This is a genomic window from Actinoplanes sp. TFC3 (assembly GCF_001553785.1).
GTDB lineage: Bacteria > Actinomycetota > Actinomycetes > Mycobacteriales > Micromonosporaceae > Actinoplanes.
The window spans coordinates 1650105-1663402 of sequence record NZ_LOJP01000001.1 but is presented as its reverse complement, the minus strand read 5'-3'; the positions used below and the strand labels follow the sequence as shown (position 1 = coordinate 1663402).

The following is a 13298-nucleotide window of genomic DNA, read 5'->3' as shown; positions in this document are numbered from 1 at the left end:
TCAGCCGCCAAGAGCATCCAGGCCCCAACAGATCTTTCGGTCCGCATCCGCCTCACTCAATCCGACGGGTCATCCGCCGGAGTTTTCCATCTCCGCGCCCTCGGGGACAGACTCGTCGTCGCGGCTGTCGAGCCAGCCGTAGGGCAGGGAGACCTTGCCCGGGGCGTTGATGCGGCCGCGGGGCTGGCCCAGGGACTCGCGCGGGAAGGGCTGGTCGGCCTCGAGCTTGCCCAGCAGGTCGTCGAGCTGGGCCAGCGAGGTGACCATGGCCAGCCCGCGGCGGAGTTCGCCGCCGACCGGGAAGCCCTTGAGATACCAGGCGACGTGCTTGCGGAAGTCAGCGCAGCCGTGGCGTTCGTCGCCCAGCGCGTCGACGAGCAGGTGGGCGTGGCGGGACATGATTGCCGCTACCTCGCCGAGGGTGGGCAGTTCCTGGGACTCGATGCCGGCGAAGGCGGCCTGCAGGTCCTTGAACAGCCACGGCCGGCCCAGGCAGCCGCGGCCCACGACCACACCGTCCACGCCGGTGTGCGCGACCATGCGCATCGCGTCGGCGGCTTCCCAGATGTCACCGTTGCCGAGCACCGGGACGGCGAGCGCCTGCTTGAGGGTGGCGATGGCGTCCCAGTCGGCGGTGCCGGAGTAACGCTGCTCGGCCGTGCGAGCGTGCAGTGCGACAGCCGCCACGCCAGCTTCCTGCGCGATCAGGCCGGCTTCGACGTACGTCAAATGCTCCTCGTCGATGCCCTTGCGCATCTTGATGGTGACCGGGACCCCGTAGGGCTCGGCGGCCTGCACGGCTTGCTTGACGATGCGGCCGAACAGCTTGCGGCGCCAGGGCAGGGCGCTGCCGCCGCCGCGCCTGGTGACCTTGGGGACCGGGCAGCCGAAGTTGAGGTCGATGTGGTCGGCGAGGTTACCCTCGGCAACCATCCGTACGGCCGCGGCAGTCACGTCCGGGTCCACCCCGTAGAGCTGCAGGCTCCGGAAATCCTCATCGGGACCGAACTCAATCATCTTGAGGGTCTTGGGGATCCGCTCGACCAGCGCCCGCGTCGTGATCATCTCGCACACGTAGACCCCGCCGCCCTGCTCGCGGCACAGCGAGCGGAACGCCACGTTGGTGATGCCGGCCATCGGGGCGAGCACGACGGGCGGCCAGGCCTGGTGCTTACCCAGGGTGAGTGGCTTCATGGTGAGCGGGAGTGCTGATGTCACTCATCGAGCATGGCACACCCGGTTCTGGCAGAGTCGGGGTGTGCAAGCCGAGCAGAGCCCGCGCCACCTCATCGCCGTGTTCGCTTCCCCGGTGGCGGACGCGCTGATCCGCTTCGCCATGGACCTCGGGTTCACCTGCACGCTTGTGGAGCCGGATCCGACCCGGTTGCAGGGTTCGCCGCGGCCGCACGGGGACATGCTCGTCAGCGACCTGACGGCCGCCGGGGTGAATGAGCACGCGGACATCGTGCTGACCGATCACCACCGGGCAGAGATCGGCACGGTTCTGAAAGATGCTCTGGGTACGTCCGCGCGTTGGATCGGCATCATCGGCAACCCGAACCGCGAGGCGCCGCACGTGCCTGCTCTGCAAGCTTTGGACGTACCGGATGATGCTATTGCCCAGATCCACCGCCCGATCGGACTGAACATCGGCAGCAAGACCCCCGCGGAGATCGCTGTTGCCACGCTCGCGGGTCTGATCGCCGACCGGAACGAGCGGCCGGGCGGGTTCGCGTTCTAAACTTGTCTCATTAACGCACGACTATAGTCACTTGACTAGATGGCTGCCGCCGTGATCTCCTCTTGGTCGTAACACCGAGGGCATCACCACATAACCCCTTTATCCGGAGGTTCCGGCGGTGGAAGACGACGCACATCTACCCCGAAGAGTCGCTCTCTTGGAGAGACGCATGGATGAACAGGAAAGGCTACGCGCGCAGCTGGACCGCGATCAGGCCGACTTCAGCGAAAAACTGAACGCCCAGACGTCGCTGATCCAGAAAGTCCATCTGACACAGGTGGAGCAGGGCCTGAAGCTGGACGAACACACGGCCAGGCTGGACCGCCTCGACGGCAGAATGGACCAGCTCGATCGAAAGGTGGACCGGCTCGACGGCAAGGTCGACCGGCTCACCGGCAGGGTGGACCAGCTCGATCGAAAGGTGGGCCAGCTCGACGGCAAGGTCGACCAGCTCACCGGCAGAGTGGACCAGCTCGATCGAAAGGTGGGCCAGCTCGACGGCAAGGTCGACCAGCTCACCGGCAGAGTGGACCAGCTCGATCGAAAGGTGGACCGGCTCGACGGCAAGGTCGACCGGCTGGACGCGAGAGTCGATGAGTTCGGAAAGCGCCTCGGCAGCATCGAAGGCATGCTCAAGACGCTGATCGAGCGACCCGCGAGCCAGGAGTGATCCGGCGCCGCCCAGCCCTTTCGCAGAGGGGCTGGGCGGCGTCAGCCGTTGGCAGGTCTCAGCAGCCCGGCAGGCGCTTGATCAGGTAGTCCTCGATCTGGTCCAGGCCGACCCGCTCCTGCTTCATCGTGTCGCGGTCGCGGACCGTTACCGCGTCGTCGGTGAGGGTGTCGAAGTCGACCGTTACGCAAAACGGGGTGCCGATTTCGTCCTGGCGGCGGTAGCGGCGGCCGATGGCCTGGGAGTCGTCGAATTCGACCATCCAGCGCTTGCGCAGCGTCTCGGCCAGGCCCCTGGCCTTCGGGGAGAGCTCCGGATTGCGCGACAGCGGGAGGACCGCGACCTTGATCGGGGCCAGCCGGGGGTCGAAGCGCATGACCGTGCGCTTGTCGACGCCGCCCTTGGTGTTAGGGGCCTCGTCCTCGTCGTAGGCCTCCAGCAGGAACGCCAGCACCGCCCGGGTCAGACCCGCGGCCGGTTCGATTACGTACGGCACCCAGCGTTCCTGCTTCTCCTGGTCGAAGTACGACAGGTCGACGCCGGAGTGCTTGGAGTGGGTGCTCAGGTCGAAGTCGGTGCGGTTGGCGATGCCCTCGAGCTCGGCGAACTCGGTGCCGCCGAACTGGAAGCGGTATTCGATGTCGACCGTGCGCTTGGAGTAGTGCGAGAGCTTCTCCTTGGGGTGCTCGAAGAAGCGCAGGTTGGCCTCGCTCAGGCCAAGCTCCCGGTACCAGTTCCAGCGCTGCTCGAGCCAGTACTCGTGCCACTGCTCGTCCGAGCCGGGCTCGACGAAGAACTCCATCTCCATCTGCTCGAACTCGCGGGTGCGGAAGATGAAGTTGCCGGGGGTGATCTCGTTGCGGAACGACTTGCCGACCTGGGCGATGCCGAAGGGCGGCTTCTTGCGGGCCGCGGTGGCCACGTTGTTGTAGTTGACGAAGATGCCCTGGGCGGTCTCGGGGCGCAGGTAGTGCAGCCCTTCCGCGCTCTCGGTGGGGCCGAGGTAGGTCTTCATCAGGCCGTTGAACATCTTGGGCTCGGTGAACGTGCCCTTGTTGCCGCAGTTGGGGCAGTTGAGCTCGCTCAGCGAGGCCGGCGCGCTGCCGTGCTTGGCCTCCCACGCCTCCTCGAGGTGGTCGGCGCGGAACCGCTTGTGGCATGACTGGCACTCGGTCAGCGGGTCGACGAACGCGTCGATGTGACCCGAGGCGGTCCAGACGTCGCGGGCCAGGATCACCGCGGAGTCCAGGCCGACGATGTCGTCGCGCTGCTGGACCATGGTGCGCCACCACTGCTGGCGGACGTTTTCCTTGAGGGCCACGCCCAGCGGACCGTAGTCCCACGCCGAGCGGGTGCCTCCGTAGATCTCGCTGGAGGGGAAGACAAAGCCACGGCGCTTGGCCAGGCTGACGACGGCGTCGATACGGTCGGCGGGCATGATCCTCCTACGCCGGCTGGAGGTCGGCGGGGACATGAGAGGTGGACAGTGGGTCTGGCACCAGAGGGTCTGGCAAAATCAGGAGATTACTCCTCGAGACTGCACACCTCGAAGGCGCCCGTCGACCGGTTTTGCTCCAGGTACGCCCGCAGTTGCCCGCTGGATCCGTCGGCGTAGCGCACCTCGACCGGGACGCTGAGCCGGACCAGGTCCAGCTCGCCCACGTCGTAGCGGGCGATCGGCTGGTCGCCGGAGACGCTCTGGGTGAACTGTTCCTCGCTCTGCCGCGCCCGCGCCGAGGCGCACAGCATGTCGTAGGCGTCGTCATAGCGCCGCTCGCCCACCGCGTCCAGGTAGTGACTGACGGCCACGTCGGCGCGCTCGTCGAGGGCCTTGCCGCCGACGGTGAAGACGCCGATCAACGCGGCCAGCCCGCCGCCGGCCACGAGCAGGAACGTGCCGATCCCGACCCAGATGCCGATGGCCCGGCGCCGGCCGCGCCCCTCGACCGGCGGCGCCGGAAAGGGCGGCTGCACCCCGGGACCCTGCGGAGGCGGCGGCGCAAAAGGCGCCGCAGCAGGCGGGTACCCCGGCGTGGCCGAAGGAAAGGTCATGAACCCAGCGTACGGGTCAGCGCCACGGTTCGGCGGCCCGGTCGCTGGCCGCCACGTGCACCGCCTCCCCCGGCCCGGCCGAGGCGAGTGTTTCGAAGGCGGACGGCTCGTCGAGCGATTCCGACAGCAGCGGGGTGGCGTGCACCTTGACGTCGAAGCCGCCCAGCGCGCGCCGGTAGGCTCCGACGGATTCCCACTCTGTGACCAGGGTCCAGTAGGCGGGGTCGTCCAGCGCACGGGTGAGCCGGCCGGATCGATATCCGGTGCTCGCGGCGAGGGCGGCCAGGGCGGCGTGCGCCCGTTCGGCGAACGAGTCCTGGGTTTCGGTCGGGACGACGAAGCGGTTGAGCACCAGCATGACGTGAGCCTACGCACACTCCAGGAGAGCCGACGTGACCCCGTCCCCGCCCGCAAACCTGCTGCGCCGTCTGGCGAGCGTGAACCCGACGACGGCCTTTGTGATCGCGCTGGTGGTGTTCCTGGGTGGGTTGTTCCTGCCCGGGATCGTGGGCGCCGCCCTGTTGTTCGTGCTCGGTGCGGCGTTGGCGGCGCTGACGTTCACCACCTGGCCGGTGCAGCCGGGGTCCGTACGGGCGATCCGGTTGATCCTGTTGGTCCTGCTCTTTGCCGTGGTGATCGCCAAGGCGCTGTGACACATGCGCTTTTGACAATCATTACCATTTCCGGTCATGGTGGTGAGATGCCGTCGCCGAGCAAGGTCCTCGCCTCGGCTCTCGCTGTGCTCGTGCTGGCCGGCTGCGCCCAGCGCGCGAGCGGCTTCACCGACGGCCGGCTCGACGTGGTGACCGCGTTCTACCCGCTGCAATACCTGGCCGAGCGGATCGGCGGGCCGCAGGCCGACGTCGTCAACCTCACCAAGCCGGGAGCCGAGCCGCACGACGTCGAGCTGAACCCGCGCCAGGTGGGCCAGGTCGCCGACGCCGGGCTGGCGATCTACCTCACCGGTTTCCAGCCCGCCGTGGATCAGGCCATCGACCTGGAGGCCGCGGATCGCGCCCTGGATGTCAGCGGTGTGGTGCAGATGCTGAGCGCCGAGGGCCACGAGCACGAGCCCGGCGGCGAGGAAGAAGAGCACGAGCACGGCGCGCTCGATCCGCACGTGTGGCTCGATCCGGTGCGCTACGCGACGATCGGGGACGCTCTGGCCGATCGGCTCGCCACCATCGACCCGGCGCACGCCTCGGACTATGCGAGCCGCGCGGAAGCCGTGCACGCCGAGCTGGACGCCCTGGACATGGAATACGCCGCCACACTGAAAACGTGTGAGCGCCGCGAGATCGTCACCAGCCACGAGGCTTTTCACTACCTGGCCGACCGGTACGCGCTGACCGAGGTCGGCATCACCGGGATCTCCCCCGAGGCGGAGCCGTCGCCGCAGCGCCTCGCCCATGTCGCCGAGGAGGCGAGAGCCACGGCCACCACGACCATCTTCTTCGAAACCCTGGTCAGCCCGAAGGTCGCCGAGACCATTGCGCGGGAGGTGGGTGCGCGCACAGCCGTACTCGATCCGCTCGAAGGTGTGAGTGAGCCGGGAGCGGACTACTTTTCGGTGATGCGAGCCAACCTGACCGCCCTGACCACGGCATTGGGGTGCACCTCATGACGGCTGTATCGGTGCGCCACGGCGTGGTCGCCTACGGTGGGCGCTCGGTGCTGCGCGACGTCTCGATGCAGGTCGAGAGCGGGCAGGTCGTCGCGATCCTCGGGGCCAATGGTTCGGGCAAGAGCACGCTGGTGCGCACGATCCTGGGTCTGGTTCCGCTGGCCGGTGGAGAGATCGACTTGTTCGGTACGCCGCAGCGCCGCTTCCGCCACTGGGCGCGCATCGGCTACGTACCGCAACGCCTCGGAGCCGGCAGCGGGGTGCCCGCCACGGTCGGTGAGGTCGTGGCGTCCGGCCGGCTCGCCCGCCGCGGGATCTTCCGGTTCCCCGGAGCCGAAGACCGGGCCGCCGTACGGGCCGCACTGGAGGACGTCGGGCTGCTGGATCGGGTGAACGACCCGGTGACCACGCTCTCCGGCGGTCAGCAGCAGCGTACGTTGATCGCCCGGGCGCTGGCTGGGCGCCCCGACCTGCTGGTGCTTGACGAGCCGACGGCCGGGGTGGACGCGGCCAGCCAGGAGGCGTTCGCCGGGGTGCTCACCCGCTTCGCCCAGCGCGGCGGCACAATCCTGCTGGTCGCGCACGAGCTGGGCCCGCTGGAGCCGCTGATCGGCAAGGCGGTGGTGGTGCACGACGGGCGCATCGCGTACGAGGGCAAGGTCCCCGAACCCGCAGGGCACCACGCCGGACCCGGCCACGACCACCTCCACCCGCACGCGGAACCCGAACGCCCGGTGATCTGCGTAGCCCCCACCGACCGGATGCCAGCGAGCCAACAGTGAGCCTTTTCCAGTACGACTTCATGCTGCGAGCCCTGGCCGGCGCGCTGATCATCGGGCTGGCCGCGCCGGCGCTGGGGATCTACCTGGTGCAGCGCCGGTTGTCGCTGATCGGTGACGGCATCGGGCACGTGGCGCTGACCGGTGTCGGGGTTGGCCTGCTGGTGCAGCAGTCCCCGGTGCTGACCGCGGTGATCGTCTCGGTGGTGGGGGCGATCGGCGTGGAGCTGGTACGAGAACGTGGACGTACCTCCGGCGATCTTGCCCTGGCCTTGCTCTTCTACGGCGGCATCGCGGGCGGCGTCGTGCTGGTCGGGTTGTCGGACAGCACGAGCGGCAACCTGGTGCAATACCTGTTCGGCTCGCTGATCACCACCACGCGCGGCGATTTGATCGTGATCCTGGTGCTCGGGGTGGCGGTGCTGGTGGCGATGCTGGCGCTGCGGCCGGCGTTGTTCGCGGTCTGCAACGACGAGGAGTACGCAAAGGTTTCCGGGCTGCCTGTGCGTACCCTCAATCTGCTCCTGGCGGTGATGACCGCGGTGACCGTGACGATCGCCATGCGCACCGTCGGTCTGCTGCTGGTCAGCGCGCTGATGGTGGTGCCGGTGGCCGCCGCTCAGCAGGTCACGCGCGGCTTCCGGACCACGATGGCCGCGGCCATGCTCATCGGCGTGGTGGCCGCCGCGGCCGGGGTGACGGTCTCCGGCGAGGTCGACACGCCGCCGGGCGCGACCATCGTGATCCTGGCCATCGCCGCCTTCCTGGCCATCTCGGTCGGCTCGGCCCTGTGGCGCACGCTGCGCAGACACATCCCGGCGGCGCAGCATGCCGAGCCGCCGGACGTGGTGATCGAGGCGGGGGCCCGATGAGCGCGCAACCGGTGCCGGGCCGCACCACCGGGTATGAGGCGTACGAGGCAGCCGGCGAGTTGCTGCGCGCGTTGTCGGCTCCGATCCGGGTGGCGATCGTCGCGGAGCTCGGCGGCGGCGAACGCTGCGTGCACGAGCTGGTGGAGAAACTGGGCGCCCCGCAACCGCTGGTCTCCCAGCATCTGCGGGTGCTGCGCGGGGCGGGCGTCGTGCGGGGTGCCAGACGCGGTCGTGAGATCGCATACTCACTGGTGGACGAACACGTCGCGCACATCGTGGCGGACGCGGTGAGTCACGCGAGGGAGGCTCAGTGATGACGGATCAGCATGCGGTCGTCCGCAACACCAAGCAACGCAGCGCCGTACGGGACCTGCTCGCCGACTGCGAAGGCTTCCACAGTGCTCAGGACCTGCACGCGATCCTGCGTGACCGCGGCGAGCGGGTCGGGCTGACCACCGTGTACCGCACGCTGCAGGGCCTCGCGGACGCCGGCGAGATCGACGTGATGCGCCCGCCCGGTGGCGAGCACCTCTACCGCCGGTGCAGCAGCGGGCACCATCATCACCTGGTGTGCCGGTCCTGTGGCCGCACCGTCGAGGTCGAGGGACCGGCCGTGGAGACCTGGGCCGACAAGGTCGCCGGGCGCCACGGTTTCGTCAATGTCTCGCACACTATGGAGATCTTCGGCACCTGTCCGGGCTGCGCGGCGGGACAAAAGACGGAATCCTGACGGCGTGAAAATGTACGCCGACCGGCTGCCCACCGCCGTCCGCCAGCTCCTGACCGATCTGCTCGTGGTGATCTGGGTGTATGCCTGGATCCGGGCCGGGTTGTGGATCAACGACACCGTCGAGAAACTCGCCGTGCCCGGCCAGAAGTTGCAGGAGGCCGGGGCCGGGATCGCCGGCAACCTCACCGACATCGGCGGCAAGGTCGGCCGGGTGCCGCTGGTCGGCGACCAGCTGACCTCGCCGTTCAACAGCGCGGCGGGGGCGGCCGGCAACCTCGCCGAGGCCGGGCGCCAGCAGCAGGAAGTCGTCAACGACATTGCCACGTGGCTGGCCGTGCTGATCATCGCCGTGCCGCTGGCGCTGGTGCTGTTCGCCTGGCTGCCGCTGCGGCTGCGCTGGATGCGCCGCGCCGGGGTGGCCGCCCGGGTCCGCAACGACCCGGCCGGCAAGGACCTGCTGGCGTTGCGGGCGCTGGTCAGCCGGCCGCTCAGCGAGCTGACAAGGCTCGGCCCGGACATCGCGCAGTCGTGGCGCAACGGCGATGCCCAGGCGGTCGATGCGCTGGCCGCCCTGGAGCTGCGCGAGCTGGGCCTCAAACCCGCCCGCCAGGTGTAGCGGCTAGGAGCGGTCGGGCTCGGCGGCGTCCTCGGCGAAATTCTCGTCCTCCTCTTCCTCGTCCTCGTCCATCCAGTTACGCCGGGTGAACGGGATCGCGGCCCAGAAGGCGAGGAACCAGGCGCCGGTGATGCCGGTGAAGATCATGGCGGCCCAGATGTTGAGCAGGTAGTCGGTGATCAGCAGGACGCTGCTGACCATGGAGACCAGCATGAACGCGAGGCCGCCGGTGGCCATGCGGTGCGCGTACCGGACCAGCTCGGGTTTGCGGCCCTGGCGGAACAGCGCGCGGTGGAACGCCACCGGCGAGATGATCATCGCGGTGGCGAAGGCGGCAGTGATCAGCGCGACGATGTAGGTGTCGCGCTGGAGGTCGGTGGTCTTGGTGAAGCCGTTGCTGAACGGCAGGGTCAGCAGGAAAGCGAACAGGATCTGCACACCGGTCTGCGCGACGCGGAGTTCCTGCAACAGGTCCGCGAAGTTGCGGTCCCAGCGCTGCTTCTCCGACTCGTTCTTCATCCGGCGCTTCTCGGCGGCCATCTGGTCGTCTCCTTGGTGTCACTTTCCAGAGGCGCCACATTTCCCCGCGCATCCGGGCCATCAAACGCCGATGCGAGCGAGGGTCACCTCCGCCAGCGCCTTCGGGGCCTCTTCGGGCACCCAGTGACCGATCCCGCGCAGCGCGACGAACCGGTAGTCGGCTTCCACCCAGGTGCGCGTGGACAGGGCGGCCGGGCGGCCCACCACCGGATCACCATCGCTCCACACGTACGTGGTGGGCACGGTGATCTTGCCAACACTGCGCAGCTGCCCGGCGGACAGCGCCCGGTACCAGTTCAGCGCGCCGGTCAGCCGGCCCGGCTCGGCCATCGCGCTGGCATACATCGCGGCCCGCGGGCCGATCGGGCGCATGAGTTGTCGCAGCGCGGCACCGTCACGGGCCAGCAGCAGCCGCTCGGCGACCCGGGACTGGAACACCTTCATGTAGGCGAACCGCAGCTTCTGCGACGGCTGGTTGCGCAGCGCGATGCCGAGCCCGCGCGGGTGCGGCACCGAGATCGCGGTCAGCGTGCGTACCCGATCGGGATGCTTGTCCGCCAGCAGCCAGGCCACCTGTGCACCCCAGTCATGCCCCACGACGTGCACTTTCTGCAACCCGAGCGCGTCCAGCACGGCCACCGCGTCGGCCGTCGGCTCGCTCAGCGCGTAGCCGGCCACCGCCTCGGGCCGCGCGCCCGGCGAGTAGCCGCGCTGGTCCAGCGCGTACGTGCGCAGCCCGGCCGAGTGCAGCCGCGGCAGGATCAGATCGAACTCGCGGTGGTCCTGCGGGAACCCGTGCAGCAGCAACACCGGGTCGCCGTCCTCGGGCCCTGCGGCGTGCACATCGAACGCGAGCCCTCTGGCCTTGATCTCCATGTGACGCCTCCTACGCTGTTCCGTACGGTCGTACGGTGTTAGCGTCATCGAAACACACGCAACAACCCTCAGTTCCATCCGACAGGGGAGCGCGCAGCGCTGAGAGTGCGGGTAACACCGCAGACCCTCGAACCTGATCTGGGTAATGCCAGCGCAGGGAGCTCGGTCTTCTCCAGCCGCGCCATGCTCCGGGGCTCACCCGGGGCTTGGCGTGCGTCTCCTCCCACCCCTGGGAGGTCACCATGAAAAGCACCACACAGCAGTACCGATGGCGCACGATCGACATCGTGATCGCGTCCGTCATCGCTGTCGCATTTGGCGTCATCTTCTGGGCCTGGAACGCCCTGTGGGTCGTGACGGAGAGCGCGTTCGCGTTCTTCCCGCCGGCGCAGACGCTGATCTATGGCGTCTGGCTGATGCCCGCCGTGCTGGCCGGTCTGATCATCCGCAAGCCCGGCGCCTCGCTGTACACCGAGACCGTGGCGGCTCTCATCTCCGCGCTGCTCGGCGCGAAGTGGGGGGCCACGGTCATCCCGCAGGGGCTGGTGCAGGGCCTCGGTGCGGAGCTGGCGTTCGCGCTGCTGGCGTACCGGTCGTACAAGCTGCCGGCCGCGCTGCTGGCCGGGGCGCTGACCGGTCTGAGCGCTGCGGTGTTCGACTTCTTCGCCTGGAACGCCAAGACGGAGCTGTGGGACTACCGGATCCCGTACGCGCTGATCACCATCGTCAGCGGCACGATCATCGCGGGCGCCGGCAGCTGGGCGCTGACCCGGGCGCTGACCCCCACCGGGGTGCTGGACCGCTTCGCCGCCGGCCGGGACCGGGCGCTGGTCTGAGCCATGCCGGAGGTCGTGCTGCGGGGGTTCGGATGGCGTCACGCCGGGCGTAAGGCGTGGGCTGTACGCGGCGTCGACCTGAACATTCAGCACGGCGAGCGGGTGCTGCTGCTGGGCCCGTCCGGTGCGGGCAAGAGCACCCTGCTCGCCGCGCTGGCCGGGCTGCTGCCCGAGGACTCCGGCGAGGGCGAAGGAAGCGTCACGATCGACGGGCGGGATCCGCGCGTACGGGAAACCTCGGGGTTGCTGTTCCAGGATCCGCAGACCCAGCTCGTGATGGCCCGCAGTGGCGACGACGTGGCGTTCGGGCTGGAGAACCGGGGGGTGCCGGAGAACGACATCTGGCCCCGGGTGAGCGATGCCTTGGACCGGGTGGGCTTCCCGTATCCGATCACCCGGCCGGCCAATGCGCTGTCCGGCGGCGAGCAGCAACGCCTGGCGCTGGCCGGGGTGCTGGCGCTGCGACCGGGCCTGCTGCTGCTCGACGAACCGACCGCGAACCTCGACCCGCAGGGCGCCGAGCTGGTCCGCGAGGCCATCGCCCGGTCGCTCGATCAGGACACCACGTTGATCCTCATCGAGCACCGGGTGGCCGAGGCGCTGCCGCTGGTCGACCGGGCGATCGTGCTCGAACCGGGTGGCGGGGTGCTGGCCGACGGCGCGCCCGAGGTCGTGTTCGCCGGTCACGGTCCGTCGCTGGCCGGGCAGGGGATCTGGGTGCCGGGCTATCAACTGCCCCAGCACCGGGCCGTTTCCCGTCCCGGCGATTCGCTGGTACGCGCAGAGTCCGTCACCGTCCGCGATCGGCTCGACGAGATCAGCTTGGCTGTCCACGCCGGCGAGGTGCTGGCGATGACCGGCCCCAACGGGGTCGGCAAGTCGACGCTGGCGCTGGTCATGGGCGGGCTGCTGGCACCGGGCCCGGGTCGCGTGCACGCGTTCGAGGACCCGAAGCCACCGCATCGCTGGCGGGCGGCCCAGCTCACCCAGCGCATCGGCTCGGTGTTCCAGAACCCCGAGCACCAGTTCGTCACCGCCAAGGTGGCCGACGAGCTGGCGCTGGGTCCGCGCCGGTTGGGCCGCTCCCCCGCCGAGGTGACGGCGACCGTGGACGAGCTGCTGGAGCGGTTGCGGCTGACCCGGCTGGCGGGGGCCAATCCGTACACGCTGTCCGGCGGCGAGGCCCGGCGCCTGAGTGTGGCAACGGCCCTGGCGACCGCGCCGCGCGTGCTGATCCTGGACGAGCCAACTTTCGGGCAGGACCGTCGTACCTGGATAGATCTGGTTGCTCTGCTCGCCCGCCTGCGCGACGAGGGGCATGGAATTCTCGCGGTCACCCACGACGACGCCTTCGTGGCTTCGCTGGCCGACCGGGTGCACGACCTGACCCCGGCGCCTCCGCTGCCCCGCCGCTACTCGGCCTTTCCGTCGAGGGACTGGCCGTCATGACGCTCGCGCAGCCCCTGGCGGCCTCTTCCACTGCCCCGCTGGCCCGCCGCAACCCGGTCGCCAAACTCGGTGCGGCGCTGCTGTTCTCGATGCCGCTGATCGCCACCGTCGACCCGCTCACCCCCGCGATCGCGCTCGCCATCGAACTCGCGGTGCTGCCGTTCTTCGGCGTTCGCCTCGGCCTGCTGGTCCGCCGTGCCTGGCCCCTCGCGCTGAGCGCCGTGGGCATCCTGGTCACGATGACGCTGTTCGCGGCCGATCGAAGTGGGGATGTGCTGCTGACGCTCGGCCCGTTCGCCATCACCACCGCAGTGGTGTCCACCGCCGTTGGCCTGGTGCTGCGCGTCTTCGCGGTGGCCCTGCCCGGCATCATCGTGTTCGCCACCACCGACCCCACCGACCTGGCCGACGCGCTGGTCCAGAACGCCAAGGCCCCGGCCCGCTTCGCCATCGGTGCGCTGGCCGCTTTCCGGATGATCCCGCTGCTGACCTCGGAATGGCAGATGCTGACCC

Annotated in this window: 18 protein-coding genes and 1 riboswitch; of the genes, 12 read left to right on the top strand and 6 right to left on the bottom strand. The window is 69.3% G+C overall.

Translation table 11 applies throughout. The annotated features are described in order from the left end of the window. Nucleotides 1–69 precede the first annotated feature (69 nt). Nucleotides 70–1194 carry a tRNA dihydrouridine synthase DusB gene (gene dusB / locus TFC3_RS07530; protein WP_067497302.1) on the bottom strand — a complete coding sequence of 375 codons (1125 nt, stop codon included), beginning with the start codon at nucleotides 1192–1194 and terminating at the stop codon, nucleotides 70–72. Between the two features lie 64 nt (nucleotides 1195–1258). On the opposite strand from dusB, the gene TFC3_RS07525 reads away from it, so the two are divergent. Both TFC3_RS07525 and TFC3_RS36850 read left to right on the top strand, forming a co-directional pair. Continuing rightward, nucleotides 1259–1741: an XdhC family protein gene (locus TFC3_RS07525; protein ID WP_067497301.1), complete on the top strand. Its 483-nt coding sequence runs from the start codon at nucleotides 1259–1261 to the stop codon at nucleotides 1739–1741. Nucleotides 1742–1910: 169 nt separating this feature from the next. Beyond that, nucleotides 1911–2411, top strand: coding sequence for a tropomyosin (locus tag TFC3_RS36850; protein ID WP_067497300.1), 501 nt, complete (start codon nucleotides 1911–1913; stop codon nucleotides 2409–2411). A gap of 58 nt (nucleotides 2412–2469) precedes the next feature. Here TFC3_RS36850 and TFC3_RS07515 read toward each other — a convergent pair whose 3' ends face one another. From TFC3_RS07515 to TFC3_RS07505, 3 genes are all read right to left on the bottom strand, one after another. Next, on the bottom strand, nucleotides 2470–3849 hold the full coding sequence (locus TFC3_RS07515; RefSeq protein WP_067497298.1) for a glycine--tRNA ligase: 1380 nt from the start codon (nucleotides 3847–3849) through the stop codon (nucleotides 2470–2472). A gap of 86 nt (nucleotides 3850–3935) precedes the next feature. After that, the gene (locus TFC3_RS07510) at nucleotides 3936–4463 is read right to left on the bottom strand and encodes a hypothetical protein (RefSeq protein WP_067497296.1); all 528 of its coding nucleotides are present in this window, start codon (nucleotides 4461–4463) and stop codon (nucleotides 3936–3938) included. 16 nt (nucleotides 4464–4479) lie between these two features. Next, nucleotides 4480–4821 (bottom strand): antibiotic biosynthesis monooxygenase, encoded by a 342-nt coding sequence (locus TFC3_RS07505; RefSeq protein ID WP_067497293.1) that lies wholly within the window; start codon nucleotides 4819–4821, stop codon nucleotides 4480–4482. A gap of 34 nt (nucleotides 4822–4855) precedes the next feature. On the opposite strand from TFC3_RS07505, the gene TFC3_RS07500 reads away from it, so the two are divergent. The 7 genes from TFC3_RS07500 to TFC3_RS07470 are packed head-to-tail and all read left to right on the top strand — an operon-like array spanning nucleotide 4856 to nucleotide 9084. Then, a complete protein-coding gene (locus TFC3_RS07500) occupies nucleotides 4856–5116 on the top strand; it encodes a DUF6703 family protein (RefSeq protein ID WP_067497292.1) in 261 nt (86 codons plus the stop codon). 47 nt (nucleotides 5117–5163) lie between these two features. Continuing rightward, complete coding sequence (locus TFC3_RS07495; RefSeq protein WP_067497290.1) at nucleotides 5164–6087, top strand: metal ABC transporter substrate-binding protein; 924 nt, start codon at nucleotides 5164–5166, stop codon at nucleotides 6085–6087. Continuing rightward, on the top strand, nucleotides 6084–6869 hold the full coding sequence (locus TFC3_RS07490) for a metal ABC transporter ATP-binding protein (RefSeq protein ID WP_067497288.1): 786 nt from the start codon (nucleotides 6084–6086) through the stop codon (nucleotides 6867–6869). Before TFC3_RS07495 ends, TFC3_RS07490 begins: the two co-directional genes overlap by 4 nt. Continuing rightward, nucleotides 6866–7738, top strand: a complete 873-nt coding sequence (locus TFC3_RS07485) for a metal ABC transporter permease (protein ID WP_067497286.1) — start codon at nucleotides 6866–6868, stop codon at nucleotides 7736–7738. The genes TFC3_RS07490 and TFC3_RS07485 overlap by 4 nt, the downstream gene beginning before the upstream one ends. Then, nucleotides 7735–8052: a metalloregulator ArsR/SmtB family transcription factor gene (locus TFC3_RS07480; protein WP_067497284.1), complete on the top strand. Its 318-nt coding sequence runs from the start codon at nucleotides 7735–7737 to the stop codon at nucleotides 8050–8052. The genes TFC3_RS07485 and TFC3_RS07480 overlap by 4 nt, the downstream gene beginning before the upstream one ends. Further along, complete coding sequence (locus tag TFC3_RS07475) at nucleotides 8052–8468, top strand: Fur family transcriptional regulator (protein WP_067497282.1); 417 nt, start codon at nucleotides 8052–8054, stop codon at nucleotides 8466–8468. Before TFC3_RS07480 ends, TFC3_RS07475 begins: the two co-directional genes overlap by 1 nt. A gap of 10 nt (nucleotides 8469–8478) precedes the next feature. Next, entirely contained in the window at nucleotides 8479–9084 is a 606-nt protein-coding gene (locus tag TFC3_RS07470) for a hypothetical protein (RefSeq protein WP_236718369.1), read from the top strand. Nucleotides 9085–9087: 3 nt separating this feature from the next. Here TFC3_RS07470 and TFC3_RS07465 read toward each other — a convergent pair whose 3' ends face one another. Continuing rightward, nucleotides 9088–9624, bottom strand: a complete 537-nt coding sequence (locus TFC3_RS07465) for a DUF6328 family protein (RefSeq protein WP_236718025.1) — start codon at nucleotides 9622–9624, stop codon at nucleotides 9088–9090. Between the two features lie 60 nt (nucleotides 9625–9684). Then, nucleotides 9685–10500 (bottom strand): alpha/beta fold hydrolase, encoded by an 816-nt coding sequence (locus TFC3_RS07460; protein ID WP_067497278.1) that lies wholly within the window; start codon nucleotides 10498–10500, stop codon nucleotides 9685–9687. Between the two features lie 73 nt (nucleotides 10501–10573). Beyond that, nucleotides 10574–10678, top strand: a riboswitch (TPP riboswitch). A 64-nt stretch (nucleotides 10679–10742) separates the two neighbouring features. Here TFC3_RS07460 and TFC3_RS07455 point away from each other — a divergent pair. The 3 genes from TFC3_RS07455 to TFC3_RS07445 all read left to right on the top strand — a co-directional run. Beyond that, nucleotides 10743–11336, top strand: a complete 594-nt coding sequence (locus TFC3_RS07455; protein WP_067497275.1) for an ECF transporter S component — start codon at nucleotides 10743–10745, stop codon at nucleotides 11334–11336. A gap of 3 nt (nucleotides 11337–11339) precedes the next feature. Continuing rightward, nucleotides 11340–12785: an ABC transporter ATP-binding protein gene (locus TFC3_RS07450; RefSeq protein ID WP_067497273.1), complete on the top strand. Its 1446-nt coding sequence runs from the start codon at nucleotides 11340–11342 to the stop codon at nucleotides 12783–12785. Then, a partial coding sequence (locus TFC3_RS07445) for an energy-coupling factor transporter transmembrane protein EcfT (protein ID WP_236718024.1) occupies nucleotides 12782–13298 on the top strand: 517 nt, incomplete at its 3' end. The genes TFC3_RS07450 and TFC3_RS07445, both read left to right, overlap by 4 nt.

Coding starts and splice junctions, on each gene's coding strand:
- dusB (WP_067497302.1), bottom strand. CDS start 1,194: ATGAAGCCACTCACCCTGGGTAAGCACCAGGCCTGGCCGCCCGTCGTG.
- TFC3_RS36850 (WP_067497300.1), top strand. CDS start 1,911: ATGGATGAACAGGAAAGGCTACGCGCGCAGCTGGACCGCGATCAGGCC.
- TFC3_RS07515 (WP_067497298.1), bottom strand. CDS start 3,849: ATGCCCGCCGACCGTATCGACGCCGTCGTCAGCCTGGCCAAGCGCCGT.
- TFC3_RS07510 (WP_067497296.1), bottom strand. CDS start 4,463: ATGACCTTTCCTTCGGCCACGCCGGGGTACCCGCCTGCTGCGGCGCCT.
- TFC3_RS07505 (WP_067497293.1), bottom strand. CDS start 4,821: ATGCTGGTGCTCAACCGCTTCGTCGTCCCGACCGAAACCCAGGACTCG.
- TFC3_RS07495 (WP_067497290.1), top strand. CDS start 5,164: ATGCCGTCGCCGAGCAAGGTCCTCGCCTCGGCTCTCGCTGTGCTCGTG.
- TFC3_RS07490 (WP_067497288.1), top strand. CDS start 6,084: ATGACGGCTGTATCGGTGCGCCACGGCGTGGTCGCCTACGGTGGGCGC.
- TFC3_RS07480 (WP_067497284.1), top strand. CDS start 7,735: ATGAGCGCGCAACCGGTGCCGGGCCGCACCACCGGGTATGAGGCGTAC.
- TFC3_RS07475 (WP_067497282.1), top strand. CDS start 8,052: ATGACGGATCAGCATGCGGTCGTCCGCAACACCAAGCAACGCAGCGCC.
- TFC3_RS07470 (WP_236718369.1), top strand. CDS start 8,479: ATGTACGCCGACCGGCTGCCCACCGCCGTCCGCCAGCTCCTGACCGAT.
- TFC3_RS07465 (WP_236718025.1), bottom strand. CDS start 9,624: ATGGCCGCCGAGAAGCGCCGGATGAAGAACGAGTCGGAGAAGCAGCGC.
- TFC3_RS07460 (WP_067497278.1), bottom strand. CDS start 10,500: ATGGAGATCAAGGCCAGAGGGCTCGCGTTCGATGTGCACGCCGCAGGG.
- TFC3_RS07455 (WP_067497275.1), top strand. CDS start 10,743: ATGAAAAGCACCACACAGCAGTACCGATGGCGCACGATCGACATCGTG.
- TFC3_RS07450 (WP_067497273.1), top strand. CDS start 11,340: ATGCCGGAGGTCGTGCTGCGGGGGTTCGGATGGCGTCACGCCGGGCGT.